Source organism: Bradyrhizobium sp. IC4059, assembly GCF_020193615.1.
GTDB lineage: Bacteria > Pseudomonadota > Alphaproteobacteria > Rhizobiales > Xanthobacteraceae > Bradyrhizobium > Bradyrhizobium yuanmingense.
The window spans coordinates 898,870-919,445 of the sequence record NZ_JADYVH010000001.1 but is presented as its reverse complement, the minus strand read 5'-3'; the positions used below and the strand labels follow the sequence as shown (position 1 = coordinate 919,445).

General features: G+C 64.6%; 13 protein-coding genes and 2 pseudogenes. 8 read left to right on the top strand and 7 right to left on the bottom strand.

Going from position 1 to position 20,576, the window contains the following annotated elements:
• Positions 1-122: 122 nt before the first annotated feature.
• Positions 123-338: pseudogene (locus I6F12_RS04235) on the bottom strand (CoA transferase); the annotation flags it as partial.
• A gap of 90 nt (positions 339-428) precedes the next feature.
• Here I6F12_RS04235 and I6F12_RS04230 point away from each other — a divergent pair.
• Both I6F12_RS04230 and I6F12_RS04225 read left to right on the top strand, forming a co-directional pair.
• Positions 429-716 (top strand): hypothetical protein, encoded by a 288-nt coding sequence (locus I6F12_RS04230; RefSeq protein WP_057027154.1) that lies wholly within the window; start codon positions 429-431, stop codon positions 714-716.
• A gap of 201 nt (positions 717-917) precedes the next feature.
• Positions 918-1,688, top strand: coding sequence for an SDR family oxidoreductase (locus I6F12_RS04225; RefSeq protein ID WP_057027153.1), 771 nt, complete (start codon positions 918-920; stop codon positions 1,686-1,688).
• 166 nt (positions 1,689-1,854) lie between these two features.
• Here the strand turns inward: I6F12_RS04225 and I6F12_RS04220 are convergent, their stop codons facing one another.
• From I6F12_RS04220 to I6F12_RS04210, 3 genes are read right to left on the bottom strand one after another with little or no spacing between them, the layout of a single operon-like run.
• Complete coding sequence (locus I6F12_RS04220; RefSeq protein WP_225155568.1) at positions 1,855-5,319, bottom strand: error-prone DNA polymerase; 3,465 nt, start codon at positions 5,317-5,319, stop codon at positions 1,855-1,857.
• The gene (locus tag I6F12_RS04215; protein WP_225155567.1) at positions 5,316-6,911 is read right to left on the bottom strand and encodes a DNA polymerase Y family protein; all 1,596 of its coding nucleotides are present in this window, start codon (positions 6,909-6,911) and stop codon (positions 5,316-5,318) included. Before I6F12_RS04215 ends, I6F12_RS04220 begins: the two co-directional genes overlap by 4 nt.
• Positions 6,808-7,596 (bottom strand): DNA repair protein, encoded by a 789-nt coding sequence (locus I6F12_RS04210; RefSeq protein WP_225149889.1) that lies wholly within the window; start codon positions 7,594-7,596, stop codon positions 6,808-6,810. Before I6F12_RS04210 ends, I6F12_RS04215 begins: the two co-directional genes overlap by 104 nt.
• A gap of 162 nt (positions 7,597-7,758) precedes the next feature.
• Here I6F12_RS04210 and I6F12_RS04205 point away from each other — a divergent pair, with 162 nt between their 5' ends.
• Positions 7,759-8,994 carry a putative DNA modification/repair radical SAM protein gene (locus tag I6F12_RS04205; protein WP_225113504.1) on the top strand — a complete coding sequence of 412 codons (1,236 nt, stop codon included), beginning with the start codon at positions 7,759-7,761 and terminating at the stop codon, positions 8,992-8,994.
• The gene (locus I6F12_RS04200; RefSeq protein WP_225155566.1) at positions 8,994-10,436 is read left to right on the top strand and encodes a UdgX family uracil-DNA binding protein; all 1,443 of its coding nucleotides are present in this window, start codon (positions 8,994-8,996) and stop codon (positions 10,434-10,436) included. Before I6F12_RS04205 ends, I6F12_RS04200 begins: the two co-directional genes overlap by 1 nt.
• A 105-nt stretch (positions 10,437-10,541) precedes the next feature.
• On the opposite strand, the gene I6F12_RS04195 is transcribed toward I6F12_RS04200, so the two are convergent.
• Complete coding sequence (locus tag I6F12_RS04195; protein ID WP_225155565.1) at positions 10,542-11,714, bottom strand: M20 aminoacylase family protein; 1,173 nt, start codon at positions 11,712-11,714, stop codon at positions 10,542-10,544.
• Positions 11,715-11,885: 171 nt separating this feature from the next.
• On the opposite strand from I6F12_RS04195, the pseudogene I6F12_RS37275 reads away from it, so the two are divergent.
• Together I6F12_RS37275 and I6F12_RS04185 are read left to right on the top strand one after the other, a co-directional pair.
• Positions 11,886-13,504 (top strand): annotated as a pseudogene (locus I6F12_RS37275) (GMC family oxidoreductase N-terminal domain-containing protein).
• Between the two features lie 13 nt (positions 13,505-13,517).
• On the top strand, positions 13,518-14,399 hold the full coding sequence (locus I6F12_RS04185) for an alpha/beta hydrolase (RefSeq protein ID WP_225155745.1): 882 nt from the start codon (positions 13,518-13,520) through the stop codon (positions 14,397-14,399).
• A 38-nt stretch (positions 14,400-14,437) separates the two neighbouring features.
• On the opposite strand, the gene hpnO is transcribed toward I6F12_RS04185, so the two are convergent.
• On the bottom strand, positions 14,438-15,829 hold the full coding sequence (hpnO, locus tag I6F12_RS04180) for an aminobacteriohopanetriol synthase HpnO (RefSeq protein WP_225155564.1): 1,392 nt from the start codon (positions 15,827-15,829) through the stop codon (positions 14,438-14,440).
• A gap of 141 nt (positions 15,830-15,970) precedes the next feature.
• Between hpnO and I6F12_RS04175 the strand changes: the two genes are divergently transcribed.
• A complete protein-coding gene (locus I6F12_RS04175) occupies positions 15,971-16,633 on the top strand; it encodes a DUF2147 domain-containing protein (protein WP_036006080.1) in 663 nt (220 codons plus the stop codon).
• Here the strand turns inward: I6F12_RS04175 and I6F12_RS04170 are convergent.
• Entirely contained in the window at positions 16,601-19,189 is a 2,589-nt protein-coding gene (locus I6F12_RS04170; protein WP_109144425.1) for an MMPL family transporter, read from the bottom strand. The two genes, I6F12_RS04175 and I6F12_RS04170, sit on opposite strands and share 33 nt — an antisense overlap.
• A gap of 455 nt (positions 19,190-19,644) precedes the next feature.
• Between I6F12_RS04170 and ispH the strand changes: the two genes are divergently transcribed.
• Entirely contained in the window at positions 19,645-20,571 is a 927-nt protein-coding gene (ispH, locus tag I6F12_RS04165) for a 4-hydroxy-3-methylbut-2-enyl diphosphate reductase (RefSeq protein ID WP_225155563.1), read from the top strand.
• Positions 20,572-20,576 lie beyond the last annotated feature (5 nt).

Here is a 20,576-nt window from a genome sequence, read left to right as displayed (position 1 = left end):
ATCTCGGCAAATGATTGCCTCATCGCTCGCGCTAATAGTGCCGAATTGGGATTTCAAACAACCTAAAAAACGCGTCGGCCCTTTCCGTCTGCGTTAAAATTTTGCGACATGTCAGCTTCATGTCAGCTTCGGCCCGGCCATTGTGCCGGATGACTGCCGAGCGGCATCGCCCGACGGCTCCATTGCGCCGGCGTCTTCGACAGCCGAGCGGAATGCTGCACCGCCTTCAACGTGCCGAAGCCAAATTGCATGTGCTCTATGAACGCAGCATGTACGGCCTGTCCCGGGACATCGGGGGTATTCAATCCGCCCTCGAGCCGACCGAGATTCCTCAGCCAGAATGTCGGCGGGGCTCTGCATCGCTGCTTCTCTCCCCGCTCATTTGCTGTACTTTTCGCGACCGTGTCATGATCGCAGAAAGGATTGCAATGGCCGCCATCGATCCCCTCATCGCAGGTGCCGTGTTCATCGCGACGGCGGCCACCGACGCCGTCTATGTCATGTTCACTTCGGCCGTGATCGCGCGCAAGCGCATCCCTGCGGCGAACTGGAGCGCGGTCTGGTACCTGCTCTCCTCTTATGCCGTGATCAGCTACACCGAGAACGCCTTCTACGTTGCCTTTGCCGCAATCGGCTCCTGGGCCGGCGCCTATGCTTCGTTGACCTTCCTGCACCGCCCGCCCGGCGGCCCGCCGGTGGGAGCGGCGCCGGAGTGAAGTCTCTCTGCGTCATTGCGAGGAGCCCTTGCGACGAAGCAATCCAGGATCCTTCCGCGGATGCATTTCTGGATTGCTTCGCGGAGCCTGTCATCGGGCCGCGCTTTGCGCGGACCCGGTGGCTCGCAATGACGACGTGGAGCTCTTCTGGGCGCCTCGCGAAACAGCTACACTCGCAGCACCAACAAAAAGGAGCCAACAATGGATCTCGGTCTCAAAGGCAAGAACGCGGTCGTGCTCGGCGGCACGCGTGGCATCGGGCGGGCGATTGCGGCGACGCTGGCCGGCGAAGGCGCCAATGTCGCGGTGTGCGCGCGAAACGCCGATCAGGTTGCGGCCACCGTCGCGGAGCTGAAGGCGGGCGGCATCCGCGCCACCGGCGGCCCCGTCGACGTCACCGACGGCGCGGCGCTGAAAAGCTGGATCGAGACGGCTGCGCAAGAGCTCGGCGGCATCAACATGCTGTTCTCCAATGCCGGCGCAATGGCGCAAGGGCACGATCCCGCATCCTGGGAGCAGAACTTTCGGCTCGATGTGCTCGGCGCCGTGCACGCCTTCGACGCCGCCCGACCGTTCCTCGAGACAAGCGGCGCCGGCAGCGGCGATGCGGCCTTCGTGATCATCTCGTCGATCTCCGCGGCGCAGGCGGACACGGCCAGCTCCTACGGCCCGATCAAGGCCGCGCTGATCCACATGGCCAAGGGACTGGCGCGGCAATACGCGAAGAAGAAGATCCGCGTGAATGTCGTGTCGCCCGGCACCGTCTATTTCAAAGGCGGCGTCTGGGAGATGATCGAGAAGAACATGCCGGAGCGGTACCAGGACGCGATGAAGCGCAACCCGACCGGCCGCATGGCAACGCCGCAGGACATCGCGAGCGCGGCGGTGTTTCTGGCCAGCCCGGTGTCGGGATTCACGACGGGTTCGAATTTCGTCGTGGACGGCGCGATTTCGAACAGGGTGAATTTTTGAGGGCAGCTTGCCGAGCTCTCTCTCCTCCGTCATGGCCGGGCTTGACCGGCCATCCACGCACTGCTGCGCACTCCGAAAGACGTGGATGCCCGGGTCAAGCCCGGGCATGACGACTGAGAATGAGGCGCAATCATCGCAATAAACGTCGGCAGTAGCCCGCGCTCGCTCAATGAAAATCCCGCGACGGCGGCAGGATGCGGACGTTGCGGGGGTGGCGGATTTTTTGTGCCGGCATATCCGTGAGCGCGCGGGGGTCTTCGTTGAGCGGCTCGACCACGGTGGCGCCTGCGGGCAGCGGATGCTTGCGGCCGAGCGCATCGTTGGCGAGGCCGACCAGATCGTGCGAGCGGTCGATCATGCGCTGGGCGATGAGATGCGTCACCTTTTCGGGGCTGCTCTGGATGTAGCCTTCGACCAGGATGAGGCGCGCGCCCATCACTTCTTTCCGGTACTGCTCCATGATCTTGGGCCAGACCACGACATTGGCGATGCCGGTTTCGTCCTCCAGCGTCATGAACACGACGCCGCTGGCGCTGCCCGGCCGCTGCCGCACCAGGACCACACCGGCGCAGCGGACGCGGCGCCGCTCGTTCTCATGGCTGATCTCCTTGCAGGCCACGATGCGCTCGCGCGTAAACATCTCGCGCAGGAATTCCATCGGATGGCCCTTCAGCGACAGCCGGATGGTCTGGTAGTCCGCGACCACCTGCTCGGCGCGCGGCATCACCGGAAGCGGTTTTGCGCCTTCGTCCGGCTGCTCGCGCGCGGTCGCCGCCTCGAACAGCGGCAGCGGCACGTCGTCGGGCAGCCGCCGCACCTGCCACAGCGCTTCGCGGCGGTCGAGCCCGAGCGAGCGGAACGCATCGGCATCCGCCAAGAGGATCAGCGCGCGCTTGGGCAGACCGGTGTCGCGGGCGAAATCCTCCAGCGACGTGAAGGGACGACGGTTACGCGCGGCGACGATGCGGTCGGCCCAATCGGGTACTCTCTCCACACCGTCATTCCGGGGCGACGCGTCAGCGTCGAGCCCGGAATCCATTCCTCCGCCAGGCGTATGCGGCGCGATGGATTCCGGGTTCGCGCTACGCGCGCCCCGGAATGACAGCTGAGAGCGTTTCAGCCTCTCTTCATCCTCGTCCAGCCAGTGGAATCCATCGATCTGGCGAAAGCCGAGGCGCACGGCGCAGAATTTGCCGCTTCCCTCCTCCAGTGTGTTCTGCGCAAAGCTGTAGGACACGTCGATGTCGCGCACCTCGACGCCGTTCTTGCGGGCGTCGCTGACGATCTGCGCCGGCGCATAAAAGCCCATCGGTTGCGAATTCAACAGACCGCAGCAGAAGGCGTCGGGATGGTAGTGTTTCAGCCACGACGAAATGTAGACCAGCTGTGCAAAGCTCGCGGCATGGCTCTCCGGAAAGCCGTAGGAGCCAAATCCCTTGATCTGGTCAAAGCAGCTTTTGGCGAAGTTGGGATCGTAGCCGCGCGCCACCATGTTGCCGATCAGCTTCTCCTCATATTGGCCGATGGTGCCGACATTGCGGAAGGTCGCCATCGAGCGGCGCAGGCCGTTGGCTTCCTCGGAGGTGAAATGCGCGGCCTCGATCGCAATGCGCATCGCCTGCTCCTGGAACAGCGGGACACCGAGCGTCTTGTGCAGCACCTTGTAGAGTTCGTCCTTGTCGCCATGCTCCGGCGACGGAGACGGATAGCTCACCTTTTCCAGCCCGTTCCGCCGCCGCAAATAAGGATGCACCATGTCGCCCTGGATCGGCCCGGGGCGCACGATCGCGACCTCGATGACGAGATCGTAGAAGGTGCGCGGCTTCAGCCGCGGCAGCATGTTCATCTGGGCGCGGCTCTCGACCTGGAACACGCCGAGCGATTCCCCGCGGCACAGCATGTCGTAAACCCTGGGGTCGTCCTGCGGGACGCTCGCCAGCATAAAACGCTCGCCCTTGTGCTGGTCGATCAGATCGAAACATTTCCTGATGCAGGTCAGCATGCCCAGCGCCAGCACGTCGACCTTCATCATGCTCAGTGCATCGACGTCATCTTTGTCCCATTCGATGAAGGTGCGGTCGTCCATCGCGGCATTGCCGATCGGCACATAGGTGTCGAGCCGGTCCTGGGTCAGCACATAGCCGCCGACATGCTGGGACAGATGGCGCGGGAATTCGATCAACTCGGTCGCAAGCTCGACCGCGAGGTTGATCATGGGATTGCTGGGATCGAGCCCGGCCTGCCGGACCTGCATGTCGTTGAGGCCCTTGCCCCAGCTGCCCCAAACGGTGTCGGCGAGCGCGGCGGTGACGTCCTCGGTCAGGCCGAGCGCCTTGCCGACGTCGCGGATGGCGCTGCGCGGGCGATAATGAATGACGGTGGCGATGATCGCGGCGCGGTGGCGGCCGTAGCGGCGATAGACATATTGCATCACCTCCTCGCGGCGCGAATGCTCGAAATCGACGTCGATGTCGGGCGGCTCCAGCCGCTCCTTGGAGATGAAGCGCTCGAACAAGAGGTCCACCTTGGTCGGGTCGACCGAGGTGATACCGAGCACGTAGCACACGGCCGAGTTCGCCGCCGAGCCGCGGCCCTGGCACAAAATGTTCTGGCTGCGCGCGTAGTGGACGATATCGTGCACGGTGAGAAAGTAATGCGCGTATTTCAGCTCGGCGATCAGCGCGAGCTCCTTCTTCAGGGTCGCGCGCAGCTTGTCGTCGATCTTGCCGCCGAAATATTTGTCGACGCCCGCCCAGGTCAGGTCCTCCAGATGCCCCTGCGCGGTCTTGCCCGGCGGTACCGGCTCGTCGGGATATTGATACTTCAGCTGATCGAGCGAGAACTCGATTGCGTCCGCAAAGCGCATGGTCTGCGCAATCGCCTCGGGAAAATCGCGGAACAGCCGCGCCATTTCACGCGGCGTCTTCAGGAAGCGCTCGGCATTGGCCTCTAACTTCCGCCCAATCGCCTCGATCGTGGTCTTTTCCCGGATGCAGGTCAGCACGTCCTGGAGCGGACGGCGGCGGGGATCGTGATACAGCACCTCATTGGTTGCGAGCAGCGGCACCTTTGCCTTTGCGGCGAGATCATCGAGCCGCAAGAGGCGACGCTTGTCATCGCCGCGATAGAGCAGGCTCGCCGCCAGCCACACGCCCTCGGCACGGCTCGCCTTCAGCTTTGCGAGGACATCCAGCGCCCGCGCCAGCTCGAGACGATGCGGCAGCGTCAACACCAGGAGCTGGCCTTCCGAGAATTCCAGGAGATCGTCAAGCCTGAGATGACACTCGCCCTTTTCGATCCGCGTGATGTCATCGCCACGCTTGCCCCTCGTCAGGAGCTGGCACAGCCGGCCATAGGCCGCGCGATCGCGTGGATAGACCAGGATGTCGGGCGTGCCGTCAATGAAGACGATGCGAGCGCCGATCAACAGTTTCGGCTTGTGCAGCACCTCGTCATTGTCAAGCTCCTGGTAGGCGCGCACCACGCCGGCAAGCGTGTTGTGGTCGGCAATGCCGATCGCGGGAATCCCGAGCTTGCTCGCCTGATGCACATAGGCGCGCGGATCCGAGCCGCCGCGCAGGAAGGAGAAGTTTGTGGTGATGCCGATCTCGGCATAGCTAAGGGTATTCATGCGAAGAGACCGTGCACATACCAGCCGGGAGACGCCGGCTTGCCGTCACCGTCGAACACCTCGCCTTCATAGAGACCGTCGCGAAAGATCCAGAAGCGCAGGCCTTCGGCATCCTCGATGCGGAAATAATCCCGCGTCAGGTGCTTGCCGTCCTGCCGCCACCATTCCATCGCGATGCGCTCGGGCCCCTCGACCCGCACCACCGCATGCAGTGCCCGCCGCCAGGTGAATTGATGCGGCGGGCCATCGGGCACGGTCGCGAACGGCACCTTGATCGGCTCCGGCTTGTCGAACAGCCGCAAGGGACGCAGCGGCGGCTCGCTCGCGACGCGCGTCGGCCATTCGGCCTGCATGGCAGCAGCGAGATGATGCTGCGCCGATGCGGCCAGCACCGCGCTTTCGGGGATATGGGTATCCTGCGGCAGGTGCACGACGACACGCCTGCCGCCGATCCGCGCGGCGATGCGGTCGATCAGCGCCGCGAGTTCGTCATTGTCGTGGACATGGGCATCGAGATCGCGCTGCTCCTGCACCACGATCTCGGTGCGGCTCGCCGACAACCGCACCATGTCGAAGCCGAAACCGGGATCGAGGGGATCGGCGAGGGCATCGAGCCGCTCGCGGAACAAGCGGTCGACCACGGCGCTTCGCGTCACCGGACGCCCGGTCTCGACCGTAATCGTACGCACCACACCATCGGTGCGGAAGAACGCCGCTTCAAGCCGCCGCGCGCCTTTGCCCTGCTTCTCCATGGATGCGATCAACGTGTCGGCGAGCCGCGACAGCGTCATCGCGATCATGGTGTCGGTTGCGATCGGCTCGGCAAAGCGCTTCTCGACGATGTAATCGGGCAGCGGTTTGCGCGGGCTGATCGGCGCATCACCCTGCCCCAGCGCATGGGCGAGCAGCGTGGAGAAGCGCGCGCCGAACCGCGCCGTGATCTCGGAGGCGCTGCGCGAGGCGACGTCGCCGATGGTCTTCAGCCCGGCACGGCGCAGGCCGGTGGTGATGGCTTCACCCGCACCGAGCGCGGAGACTGGAAACGACCTGATCGCCTCCGCCTCGCCGCCATCGGCCACAATGGTGCCGGATACCTGCCGCGTCAGCGTGCGGGCGCAGACCGAGGTGCCCGCGATCGCCGCGCTGACGGCAAAGCCTTGCCGGTCGAGCGCCCGGACCAATGTCCGCAACAGCGCGGCCTCGCCGCCGAACAGATGCGCGCAACCGGTGATGTCCAGGAACAGCCCGTGCGGTGGATCGAGCGCCACCAGCGGCGTGAAGCGGTCGCACCAATCGGCGATGTCGCTGAGCGTCTTCGTATCGGCCACGGTATCGGCGTCGAACACACGCAAATCCGGGCACATCGCCCGCGCATTGGCCAGCGGTTGGCCGATATACAGGCCGAGGCGCTCGGCGGCCTCGTCCAGCGCATGGATCACCAGCGCATTGTTGTCCTTGATGACGACAATGCTCGGCTCATGGTTGGTTTTACCCAGCCCGGCGCTGCCAAGGAACCGCTGGATCCTGTCGATGGGCAGGCGCGGCAGCCACAGGCTGAGGATACGTCGACGGTTCACTGAACTGGCACTCATCACAATTCCATTCCATGATCCACCGGCCGCAGGGGCCATGACGATTGCGCAAGAGCTCGGCATCGAACACCGGCGCGCCCCAGGCACTCCACACCGAGCCCGGCGGCGAAGGCGCCGCACGCAGCATCCATCGTGTCTCCGCGGTCGAGGGCAGCGGCTGCGCGGCCATCCGCAGCAAGAGGCCGGTCACGCCCGAGCCTTGCGCGGCCAGCGTCAGCTTGCGGCTCGCCACCAGATCGAACTGCCTGGTCTCGCCCCAGAGCTCGAGCACGACGGCGCCCAGCGCATCGCAGGCGAGCGCGTCGGCCGAGGTGCGTAGCGCGCTCTCGACATCGGCGGCGCGCACCATCACCACACAGCGCGGATCGAGGCCGAGCTCGGATAGCCCGCTCATCGACAGCGCGCCGGTTTCGAGCTCCGAAAAATCCTGCCGCACCCACAATAGCGGCCGGCGTGCGCTCACGCGTCCCGCAAGGCCCATGACAAACCCCGTCGCGGCCGCGCCCTGTCGCCCCTCGCAAAACACCTCGTGGATCGCCGCGCGCGCGAGCCCGCCCTTCAGCGCGGCGTCGGCCGCGCCATGGCCGAGTACGATGCGATCGCGCGGATGCACGACTTCCGCCGTCTCGATGCGCTCGATCTGGCCGCGCAGGATCGCAAGCGCGCTCATACGTGCGCCGCTCATGCTCGCCGCTCCTCAGAGGTGATTGCCGATGGCTCTCAAAAAGAGAACCAGCGGCTGGCTCATTTGTTCATGATATGTTCTAATATAAAGCTAACGGCGCCGGCAGAGTCAATCGAATTGGCGCATCCAAAGATTCATGAGCGGAATCAAAGAGATTCAAACATGGACGTACAACGCAAGCTGGAGATTCTGGCGGATGCCGCCAAATACGACGCATCCTGCGCCTCCAGCGGCACCGAGAAGCGGGATTCCAGCGACGGCAAGGGCATGGGCTCGACCGCGCCGGGCATGGGCATCTGCCATTCCTACGCGCCGGACGGACGCTGCATCTCCCTGCTCAAGGTGCTGCTGACCAACGCCTGCAATTACGATTGCCTCTATTGCGTCAACCGCGCCTCCTCGAACGTCCCACGCGCCCGCTTCACCATCGACGAATTGGTCAAGCTCACGCTCGACTTCTACCGGCGCAATTACATCGAGGGCCTGTTCCTCTCCTCCGGCATCATCCGCAGCCCTGATTACACGATGGAGCAAGTGGTGAGCGTCGCGCGAAAACTGCGCGAGGAGCATCATTTCCGCGGCTACATCCATCTGAAGACCATTCCCGAGGCCGACGACGCGCTGATCGCCGAGGCCGGCAAATATGCCGATCGTCTTTCGATCAACATCGAGATGCCTGAGGAGACGAGCCTGCAGCAATTCGCGCCGGAGAAGGACGTGCGGGCGATCCGCCGCACCATGGGCAGGCTGCGGCTGAAGCTGGACGAGGCCGAGGAGAGCCGCAGCGCCAAGACGAAGGCCAAACCGCAGCGCTTCGCGCCCGCCGGACAAAGTACGCAGATGATCGTCGGCGCAGATAGCGCCTCCGATCACACCATTCTCCACACCAGCGCCAATCTCTACGGCGCCTACCGGCTGCGGCGCGTCTATTACTCCGCCTTCAGCCCGATCCCCGATGCCAGCCGCGCGCTGCCCCTGCGCGCGCCGCCGCTGCTGCGCGAGCACCGGCTCTACCAGGCCGACTGGCTGATGCGGTTCTACGGCTTCGATGTCGGCGAGATCGTCGACGACAGCGCGATGCTGCCGCTCGACATCGATCCCAAGCTGGCCTGGGCGCTGCGCCACCGCGACCGCTTCCCGCTCGACGTCAACCGCGCCAGCCGCGAGGAGCTGCTGCGCGTTCCGGGCTTCGGCACCAGGACGGTCGAACGCATCCTCGCAACGCGGCGCACCACCACGATCCGCCTCGCCGATCTCGCGCGGCTGCATGTGCCCCGCAACAAGGCGCTGCCGTTCATCGTCCTCAGCGATCACCGTCCCTCACCGCATCGTCTCGATGCCGCCGGGTTGATCGAACGGTTCAAGCCGAAAGCAACGCAACTGGGATTTGGCTTCTGATGCAGTACATCATGCTCGACACCGAAACCGATTTCGACGGCTGGCGCAAAGCCGCGCGCAGCCTCGTGCTCCATCACGTGCCGCCCGGCGCGGTCACCTGGACCGTGCAGGGCCGCGAAGCGGACTTGTTCGCACCGCCCGCGCCCTCTCCGATCCTCGAGATGAACGAGGGCACCTTCAACGTACCAGGCAAATTCGTCGAGCTCGCCAAGGCGGCGATCCTGCATCGCGACGGCGAGCGCTTTGCGATCCTCTATCGCCTGCTGTTCCGGCTGAAGGACAATCACGATCTCATTGAGGTCGCGACCGACCCCGATGTCGCGCTTGTCACGGCCATGGCGAAAGCGGTCTATCGCGACGAGCACAAGATGCATGCCTTCGTGCGCTTCCGCGAGATCGGCCGGGAACGCGAGGCGCATTACGTCGCCTGGTTCGAGCCGGAGCATCACGTCGTCGAGCTCGCCGCGCCCTTCTTTGCCAAGCGCTTTTCCGACATGCCCTGGTCGATCCTGACGCCGGACCTCTGCGCGCATTGGGACGGCCATGCGCTCTCGTTCACGCCGGGCGTCAGCAAGAGCGAGGCGCCGGGCGAAGACCGGCTCGAGGAAACCTGGCGGCGCTACTATGCCAGCATCTTCAATCCGGCCCGGCTCAAGGTGAAGGCGATGCAGGCCGAGATGCCGAAGAAGTATTGGAGGAACCTGCCCGAGGCTTCGATCATTAAGCCCTTGATCGAGGACGCCGAGCGCATGACCGGCGCCATGATCGCCAATGCCGCAACCGATCCGCACAAGCCTCAGAAGCGGCCGGAGGCTCCGATGAAACGCAAGTCAACTGCCGACGATCTCGAAACGCTCCGCGAGGAGGCCGCGCATTGCCGCGCCTGCCATCTCTACAAGGACGCGACACAGACCGTGTTCGGCGAAGGGCCTGAGAATGCCAACATCATGCTGGTCGGCGAGCAGCCCGGCGACAAGGAAGACCTCGCCGGCCATCCCTTCGTCGGCCCGGCCGGGCAAATGCTCGATCGCGCACTGGAGGAGGCCGGCGTCGACCGCAAGAAGGTCTATGTCACCAACGCGGTGAAGCACTTCAAATTCGTGCCGCGCGGAAAGATCCGCCTGCACCAGAAGCCGAACACACCTGAAATCCGGGCGTGCCGGCAATGGTATGAGCGGGAAGTTTCGACAATCCAACCGGATCTCATCGTGGCGATGGGCGCCACCGCCGCGCAAAGCGTGTTCGGCAAGATCACCCCCATCGGGAAGAACCGCGGCCGGTTGATCGATCTTCCCGAAGGCCGCAAAGCGCTCGTGACGGTGCATCCGTCCTATCTGCTGCGGCTGCCGGATCCCGAAGCCAAGGTTCTGGAATATCGGCGCTTCGTCGAGGATCTGAAGATCGCCGCCGGCCTGCAGAAGAAGGCCGCACGGGCTGCGTGAATACAGCGGGAAATGGCTTCACGCCGTTGTTGACGATCCGATCTCTCAAATAGACAAGTGCCTGTGGAATGCACGGGCCCTTTCATCTGTGCTTCGGACCCGGTCCTACGACGCCGCGAGCTGCTCCTCGACCAGCTTCACCCAATAGGACGTGCCGTAGACGATCGCCTCGTCGTTGAAATTGTAGGCGGGGTGATGCAGGCCGGCGCTGTCGCCGTTGCCGCAGAAGATGAAGGCCCCGGGCCGCGCTTCCAGCATGTAGGCGAAATCCTCGCCGCCCATCAGCGGCGCCATCTCGTGGACATGGGCCTCGCCCGCGACCTGCGTGGCGACGCGCCGTGCCACTTCGGTTTCCGCCGCATGATTGTTCACGACCGGGTAATTGCGCTTGTAGTGCAGGTCGATCTTGGCGCCCGTGATCTGCGCCATGCCCGCCACGACCTCATGCACGCGCTTCTCGACCAGCTTGCGCACCTCAGGCGACAGCGTGCGGATGGTGCCTCTCAGGGTCGCGGTCTGCGGAATGACGTTGCGGGCATTGCCGGCGTGGAATTCGCAAATCGATACGACCGCCGATTCCAGGGGATCGACGCTGCGCGAGACGATCGACTGCAGGGCGGTGATCACCTGCGCGCCGACCAGAACGGAATCGACGCATTTGTGCGGACGCGCGGCATGGCCGCCAACGCCCTCGATCATGATGTCGACCTCGTCGGTCGCCGCCATGATGGGGCCTGGCCTGATCGCGAACGAGCCGACCGGGATGCCCGGGCCGTTGTGCATGCCATAGACCTGCTCGATGCCGAACCGCTCCATCAAGCCGTCCTTGACCATGGCCGCGCCGCCGGCGCCACCCTCCTCGGCGGGCTGGAAGATCACCACGGCATCGCCGGCGAAATTGCGCGTCTCGGCGAGATAGCGGGCCGCGCCGAGCAGCATCGCGGTGTGGCCGTCATGGCCGCAGGCGTGCATCTTGCCGGGGATCTTGGAGGCGTAAGGCAGATTAGTCTGCTCCTCGACCGGCAGCGCGTCCATGTCGGCACGCATGCCGATCACCTTGAGCCCCTCGCCGGTGGGCTTGTTGCCCTTGATCACGCCGACGACGCCGGTCTGGCCGAGACCGGTCACGACTTCGTCGCAGCCGAACTCCCGCAACCGGTCCGCAACGAATGCTGCGGTGCGGTGGACATCATACAGCAGCTCGGGGTGCTGATGGATGTCCCGCCGCCAGGCCTGGATATCGGGTTGAAGGTCGGCGACGCGGTTCACGATGGGCATGGAAGGTCTCGAGCTGTTGGAAATGCAGGTCTGTCTACCATGCAAGCGTCGGTCCACCCAACCGCCGGCAATCGGGGTCTAGCCCTGTTCACCCGGCATGGCCGGGCTTGTCCAGGTCGGCTGCGTCTGCCTATTAACGGAAAGCAAAGAGACCATCCGGGTGGAAGCAGAATGCCGAGGCGGCTTGAAGGTGAGTTTGACTACATTGTCGTCGGAGCCGGCACCGCGGGCTGCATCGTCGCCAACCGGCTATCGGCTGCCCCAGGCAACCGCGTTCTCATCCTTGAAGCTGGTGGCGACGACAACTGGATCTGGTTCCACATTCCGGTCGGCTATCTCTTCGCGATCGGCAATCCGCGTTCGGACTGGATGTTCAAGACCGAGGCCGAACCCGGCCTGAACGGCCGCTCGCTGGCCTATCCGCGCGGCAAGGTGATCGGCGGCTGCTCGGCGATCAACGCCATGATCTCGATGCGCGGACAGGCTGCCGACTACGATCATTGGCGCCAGCTTGGCCTGACCGGCTGGGGCTATGACGACGTGCTGCCGTTGTTCAAGCGCCTCGAGGCCACTTCCTCGGCGCCAGCGAGCATCACGGCGCCGGCGGTGGCTGGCGTATCGAAGCGCCGCGGCTGTCATGGGCCATTCTCGACGCGGTCGGTGACGCCGCCGAGGAGATGGGCATCAAGCGCATCCCGGATTTCAACACCGGCGACAACGAAGGCACCAGCTATTTCCACGTCAACCAGAAGCGCGGCCGGCGCTGGTCCTCGGCGCGCGGCTTCCTCAAGCCGGCCTTGAGGCGCCCCAATCTGCGGCTCGAGAAGCACGTGCTGGTCGACCGCCTCATCATCGAGCAGGGCCGCGCCGTCGGCGTGCGCTTCATCCAGAACGGCGAGATCATCGAGGCGCGCGCAAAGCGCGAGGTGGTGCTCTCGGCAGGCTCGATCGGCTCGGTGCAGGTGCTGCATCGCTCCGGCATTGGACCGGCCGACTGGCTGTCGCCGCTCGGCATCGACATCGTCATGGACAAGCCCGGCGTCGGGCGCAATCTGCAGGATCACCTGCAGCAGCGCGCGATCTACAAGGTCGAGGGCGTGCGCACGCTGAACGAGACCTATTACAATCTGTTGCGCCGCGGCCTGATGGGGCTCGACTACGCTTTCCGCCGCCGCGGCCCACTCACCATGGCGCCGTCGCAGCTCGGCATCTTCACGCGCTCCGATGCGACGCGCGCCCGCGCCAACATCCAATTCCACGTGCAGCCGCTCTCGCTCGACAAGTTCGGCGATCCCCTGCACCGTTTCCCTGCGATCACGGTGAGCGCGTGCAATCTGCAACCGACCTCGCGCGGCACTGTGCGGTTGCGCGCGACAACGCCTGACGAGAAGCCGATCATCGCGCCAAATTACCTGTCGACCGATGACGACCGCCAGGTCGCCGCCGACGCCATTCGGACCACGCGGCGCCTGATGCAGCAGAAAGCGCTGGCCAAATATCGCCCCAGTGAATATCTGCCCGGCCCCTCCGTCGGCGACGACGATGCCTCCCTCGCGAAAGCCGCCGGCGACATCGGCACCACCATCTTCCATCCCGTCGGCACCGCGAAGATGGGCACGGCGAACGATCCAATGGCGGTGGTGGACGAGCGGTTGCGATTCTACGGCCTCGACGGCCTGCGCATTGTCGATGCCTCGATCATGCCGACGATCACCTCGGGCAACACCAATACGCCGACCGCGATGATCGCGGAGAAGGGCAGCACGATGATTCTGGAGGATGCGAAGTAGCATCGCATCGCTCATGATCGATCCGCACCGTTTCTCAATCGGTCCCGCCGACGCAGAGATCGCCATGCTGCAATGGGGCGACAGCGGCAAGCCGCCTGCCCTGCTCGTACACGGCACCGGCTTCGTCGCCGACGTCTGGCACGAGGTCGCGCGCGAGCTCGCATCGACCTACACCGTCTATGCCCTCGACCGACGCGGTCATGGCGCAAGCCACAAACCCGGCGCCTATCACTTCCTTGATTACGCCGACGACATCTGCCGGATGGTCGATACGCTCGATCTCCGCGACATCTACGGGATCGGCCACAGCGCGGGTGCGACCGATCTCCTTCTCGCGGCGAAACTCCTGCCCGGTCGCTTCGCACGCCTGTTCGTGATGGAGCCGACCGTCATGGACCCGCGCGCGGCGCGCTCCGGAGGATTGAGCGAAGAATCGCTCGCCCGCGTGCAGGGCACGCTACGCCGACGCGCCGAGTTCGACAGTCCCGACGCAGTGTTCGAACGTTACCGCGCAGCACCGGCGTTTGCGGATTGGACCGAAACCTCGCTACGGACGTATGTGCGCCACGGCTTCGCGCCCCTGGATGACGGCCGTATCCGGCTCTGCTGCACGCCCGAAATCGAAGCCGCGATCTTGCTCCCCATCTACGAGGCGATGGAGCAGGTCTACATTGGGGATGCCCGCGGCAATCCGTTTGCCTCGCTCACCAAGCTCGACTGTCCGGTGCGCGTCACGACAGCGGCGAAGTCGGGTCCAATCTACAAGGAGATGGCGCGACGCGCTGTGTCGCTGATCCCGGGCGTGACCACACGGGTTTTCGAGAATGCCGGCCACTGCGTCGCGCAGGAAGTGCCGGAGCACGTGGTGGAAGCCGTGCGCGAGTTTGCCAAATAAGGTTCGGCCGCGGACCGAGGCGGCCTGAGCGAACGTCTCTAAGCCGACCTGCGCACCGCGTTGTCCACCAGCGTCTTGCCGAGCGACCAGATCGCACCGGGGACCTTGTGGCTGCCGGCGATGACGTCGTCGAAGGCGCGCTCGATCCAGGCGCAGTCTTCCTCGGTGATCGTGAGCGGCGGCAAGAGCTTGATGGTGTGGCTGCCGTGGCCGGCGACTTGCGTGAGGATCTTGTGATCCTTGAACAGCGGCACGGTGATGAGCTGGCAGAACAAGCCCTTGTTGGCGGTCTCCAGCACGTTCCAGGAGGCCCGCAGGCGCAGCGACTTCGGGGGGCCGAATTCGATACCGATCATCAAGCCCTTGCCGCGGACTTCCTTGAGCAGCTCGTAGCCTGGCACCATGCGCGTCAGCGCGAGGCGCAGCTCGGCGCCGCGCTTGGCGGCCGCATCGATCAGCTTCTCCGATTCCATGACGTCGAGCGTGGCTATGCCCGCGGCCATCGCGAGGTCGTTCTTGGAGAAGGTGGAGCCGTGCACCACCGCGCGGTCCATCTGGTTGAAGATCTTGTCGAAGATGCTCTTGCGCGTCAGCACGGCGCCGACCGGCACGTGGCCGCCCGACAGCGACTTCGACAGCAGCACCATGTCGGGCTCGACGTTCCAGTGCTCGACCGCGAGGAAGCGGCCGGTGCGGCCCATGCCGGTCTGGATCTCGTCGGCGACGAACAGCGTGCCGTATTTCTTGCAGAGCGCGGCCGCGCCGGGCAGGAACTCGTCAGTGGGCATGTTGACGCCCTTGCCCTGGATCGGCTCGACCACGAAGGCTGCGACCTCGCGCGAGGCCAGCGCCTTTTCCAGCGCCGCCAGGTCGTTGAACGGGATCGCGGTGCAGCCCGGCAGCAGCGGCTCGAAGCCGGTGCGGAAATTGGCATCGCCGGTCAGCGACAGCGCGCCGTAGGTCAGTCCGTGATAGCCGTGCGCGCAATAGACGATGCCGGGACGCCCCGTCGCGCCGCGCGCGAACTTGATCGCGGCCTCGACGCATTCGGCGCCGGAATTGGCGAAGAACGCCTTGTCGAGATAGGGAACGTATTTCAGGAGGCGCTCGGCCAGCACACCTGCGAGCGTCGAGACGTCGAATTGGACGAGGTTGGGCAGGTCGGCCTCGAGCACGCTCTTGAGCGCCTCGCGCATGACCGGATGATTGCGCCCGATCGCAAACACGCCGAAGCCGGACAACAGGTCGAGATAGCGCGCGCCCTCACGGTCGTAGAGATACTGCCCATGCCCCTTCTGAAAGCCGACATCGTAGCCGATGGTCTTGAGAACCCGGACGAACTGCTCGTTCAGATACCGGTTATGCAGGGTGCTGCGCTGGGCCTGACGGTCCGCGAATAGCTGAGACATGTCTGGATTTGGGCTGTGCATCCGCTACATACTTCGGTTGAGGGCCGTCTCGTCAACTGAAAACGGACCGTTACTGAAAACGGTCTGTGCGGCCTTTTGCCCTTTTTCGGACCATCTTCGCAAGCACAGCTTTAGACCATGTTGCACTGCCAAGGAACACACATGCGTTTGGCCCTTTACACCGGACTAATACTGGCTGGCGGTTACGCCGGCCTGACGCCCGCGCTCGCCGCGGATCCGACCGGCGACTGGCGGGTCGCCGACGGCGTTGCCAACATTCGCGTCGCCCAATGCTATGGCAGCATGTGGGGCGCGGTTTCCTGGGAAAAACAGCCCGGCGGACGCGACGAAAACAATCCCGACGCCTCGAAAAAGAACAGGCCGACACTCGGCATGGCAACCCTGATCGACATGAAGAAGAAGCCCGGCGTCGATCAGTGGGAAGGACAGGTCTACAACGCCAAGGACGGCCAGCTCTACAGCGCGACCATCACGCCGGCCGGTCCCGACCAGCTCGAGATCAAGGGCTGCGTCATGGGCTTCCTCTGCGGCGGCGAAACCTGGACCCGGGTCGGCCCGCCGATCCCTTCGAGCCCTGCCAACGCAATGGCCAAGGGCGCAGCGAAATCCAGCGGCACTGCGCCGAAGCCCCAAGGGGGGCAAGCGGGGCAAGGGGCCCAAGCAGCCCAAGCCGGGAGCGGCACCACCACGCCTGCGCCCGCAGCTCCCAAGGCCGCCGGCGCAGCCAAGCCCGGTCAGAAGGGCGCCGCCGACCCGGTCGGCGACATCTGCCTACTCGCTGAGATTGCGGGGTTTGCCCATTAGGGCCGGCTGGAACAGCAGCACGGCGGCGAGCGTCGTCACCAGCGACAGTGCCAGCAGCTTGCCCATGCTGGACGTGCCGGGATGGCTCGACAGCCACAGGCTGCCGAACGCGGTCGCGGTCGTCAGCGCGCTGAAAAAGATCGCGCGCGTCAGGCTGGTCTGGAGCAGGTTCGTCCTGCCCGAGCGCCAGGCCACGACATAATAGATCTTGAAGGCGACGCCGACGCCGAGCAGCAGCGGAAGCGCGACGATGTTGGCGAAGTTGAGCGGCAGGCCGATCAACACGCAGATCTCGAGCGTCACCGCGCCGGCAACCAGCAGCGGCACCAGCGTCATCAGCACGTCGACGAAGCGGCGCAGCGTGATCCACAGCAGCAGCCCGATCACCAGCAGCGCATAGATGCCGGCGTGGATGAACGCCTTCACAACGGTGTCACCGGATTTCAGGATCGAGACCGGACCGCCGATCGCAGTCGGCTCGGCCTGGAGAACCGCCGCCGCGAATTTGCGCAGCGTATCGTTGTCGTTGGGATCGCCCTTGGGCAGCGCCTCGACGCGGATGATGCCGTCCTTGCTCTTCCAGGCGCTGACGAGATCGGGCGGCAGCGAGCTCAGGGTGACGGGACCTGCCTGCATCGCGTTCCTGAGCTGGTCGAACACGATCTTCAATGGCGCGACGAACACGTCCTGCGCCTTGTTGCGCGTGGCCTCGTCGCCGTTGGCGAGCTTCTCGAGCGCGTCGGCAAGACGGCGCGAGGCAACAGCGCCCGGGCCCTTCGCGTCGCCCGCGGTCCGGCGCAGATTGTCGACCGACGATTTCAGCGATTCGACATTCTCCTGGTCCGTCGGCGCCGCGTCGATCTGATCGGGGTTGAGCGCCGGATTCAGCACCTTGGCGCCCTGCGCGATGAGCTTCAGCTTCGGCGGCTGGTCCTGCGGCACGAAGCTGTCGAGCGACATCACCCTCAGCACCTCGGGCACCTTCTCCAGCTTCGCCTCGACCTGCCTTGCCTGCTCCTCGGACGTGGTCATCACGTTGATGGCATTGGCACCAGTATTGGGGTCCTTGCGCAGATCGAGGAAGGTGGCGATCGACTCGGCGTGCGGATTGCGCAGGTTCATCGGGTTGAAGTCGAACTTCATGAAGTAGAGCAGCGGCAGGCCGCCGAGCGCGAGCAGCAGCGTGCCGCCGACGATCAGCACCCGATGCTTTTCCAGGAAGTGATCGAGCGGCGCCAGGAAGGCGTACCCGACAGGCTCCGGCTCGCCGGGCGGGTTCAAAAGCTTGAGCAGCGCCGGCAGCACGGTGATCGACGAGATGAACGCCACCAGCATGCCGACGCCGGCGATCTGGCCGAGCTCTGCGATGCCCTTGTAGTCGGTCGGCATGAAGCAAAGGAAGCCCGCGGCCGTCGCCATCGCCGCCAGCGACAGCGGCACCGCGGAGCGCTTGGCTGCCAGCACCAGCGCGCCCGCGAGATCATCGTGCTTGTAGCGCTCCGAGCGGTAGCGGACGCTGTACTGGATGCCGAAGTCGACCCCTAAGCCGACGAACAGCACCGCGAACGCGATCGACAGCAGGTTGAACGATCCGACCATCATCAGGCCGGCCGCTGTCGTGATCGCCAGACCGACGAACAGATTGACGAACACCGCGAAGATGATCTTCGACGAATGCAGCGCGAGCCATAGGATGACCAGCACGACGAGAATCGTGCCGACGGCGTTGACGACCGCGCCCTCCTGAACGGTCGCGTATTCCTCGTTGGCGATCGGCACCGGACCGGTCAGCCGCACCCGCGCTTGGTATTTGCCAGCAAAATCTAGATCCGCCGCCGCTTTCCGGATCGCGTCGGTCGCATCCTTGCCGGGCTCCAGCGCGTTGTAGTCGAGAATCGGCTTGAACTCGATAAAGGTGCGCTTGTCGGAATCCTTGAGCGGCTCGTCGCTGACGAGTTCGCGCCAGGAGAAGCTGGCGTTGCCCTTGTTGAGCACGGTCTCGACTGTCTGCGCGATCAGGTTGAAGGGCCGCTCGGTGCTGTCGAGCTTGACCTGGCCCCGCTTGACGCCAGCAAGGCCGGTCTCCAGCGCCCCGGTCAGGCCGCGGATCGAGGGATCGCCGGCCATGATCTCGATCAGCGGCGCGGCGGCTTCGAACTGGCCGGTGATCTTGCCGACCTCCTCGGTCGGCAGGAACAACAGGCCGTTCCGCTCGAAGAACGCGCCGCTGCCGAGCTGCTGCATCGAGTGGAAGTTGGTCCTGTCGTCCTTCAGCCTGGCATAGAGCGCGTCTGCCGCGGCGCTCGCCATTTCCGGCGTCCTGGCCTCGACCACAGCGAGGATCATTTCGTTCTGATCGAACGCCTTGTCGAATTGCTGGTCACGCTGCCGCCAGTCCAGATTCTGGGCAATCAGCGAGTTGATATCGGTGTTGATGGCAAAGTGGCGCGCAGCGTAATAGCCCGCCCCCACCGACAGCAGGAGCCCGAGAACGACGACGAGGGAGGCAAACCGGGTGCAGGCCCTGACGATGGCAACGACGACGCTTTGCAGCACTTCTTTTCTTTCTGCGGTTAACAGCTTGCCGGAAACGCCCGCTGTTTATCGGAGTTCCCGGCCGAAACCTATTGCTGTTTTGGGTGGTTCTCGCCGCCAGAAGGTTCGAGGTAAACGGCGGGAGACCGTGGCAAAATCATGCGGGGCGGCCGGTATAGGCAGGGAGTTGAGGCGGGAACGTGACGAAGGACTATGCAGGAATGTCGCGCACGCAGGCACACCGCATCCCTACTAAAATACCTCACAGACGCCTCCCTCAGCGGTTCCACCTTCCCCTACCGCCGATTTTTTGACACAAAGTATTGCGCCTCCATGCGCCGGAGCCGTCCACAGGGGTGGGTGGCTACCGCAGGCGCGAACCAATGGTGCGGATATTGCAACTCATTGGTCAGTATCGGAGTGCCGCTTGGGGACTGCAAAGAGCGGATTGGTGCAACTTGCGTGATGGGCGTCCAATGGAAGTTTATCTGGCGCAACCGCGCGGCTTCTGCGCGGGGGTGGTGCGAGCAATCGAGATCGTGGAGCGGGCGCTGGAGAAGCACGGCCCGCCCGTCTACGTGCGCCATGAGATCGTGCACAACAAATACGTCGTCGAGAGCCTGAAGGCCAAAGGAGCCATCTTCGTCGAGGAACTCTCCGAGGTACCGCCGAAGGCGGTGACGGTGTTCAGCGCGCATGGCGTCGCCCGCAGCGTCGAGGAAGAGGCCGTCGCGCGCGACCTTCCGGTGCTCAATGCCACCTGCCCGCTGGTCACGAAAGTTCACAATCAGGGGAAGCGCTACATCGGCAAGGGCCGCACCCTGATCCTGATCGGCCACGCCGGCCATCCCGAGGTCGAGGGCACGATGGGCCAGGTCCCGGGGCCGGTGCACCTTGTCCAGAGCGTTGAAGAGGTTAAGGCGCTGACCCTGCCGGCGGATACGCCAGTGGCCTACATCACCCAGACCACCCTGTCGGTCGACGACACCAAGGACATCATCGCGGCCCTTCAGGCCCGCTTTACAGACATTCAAGGTCCGGATATCCGGGATATCTGCTATGCGACACAGAACCGCCAATCTGCGGTAAGGGACTTGAGCAAGCTGGTCGACGTGATCTTGGTGGTGGGCGCTGCCAACAGCTCGAACTCGAACCGGCTCCGCGAAATCGGCACTGAGGCCGGCGTCGCGAGTTATTTGATTGCCGACGGCAGCGAGCTCAATCCGGAGTGGTTGAAGGATGCCAGGACCGTCGGCGTCACGGCCGGCGCTTCGGCGCCCGAGGTACTCGTGGATGACGTGATCGAAGCGATGCGGCGGATCGGACCGGTAAAGGTCTCGGTGTTGCCGGGCCGCGAGGAAAACATCGAATTCCGGCTTCCGGCCCAACTGGCCGCGAGCTGACCCAC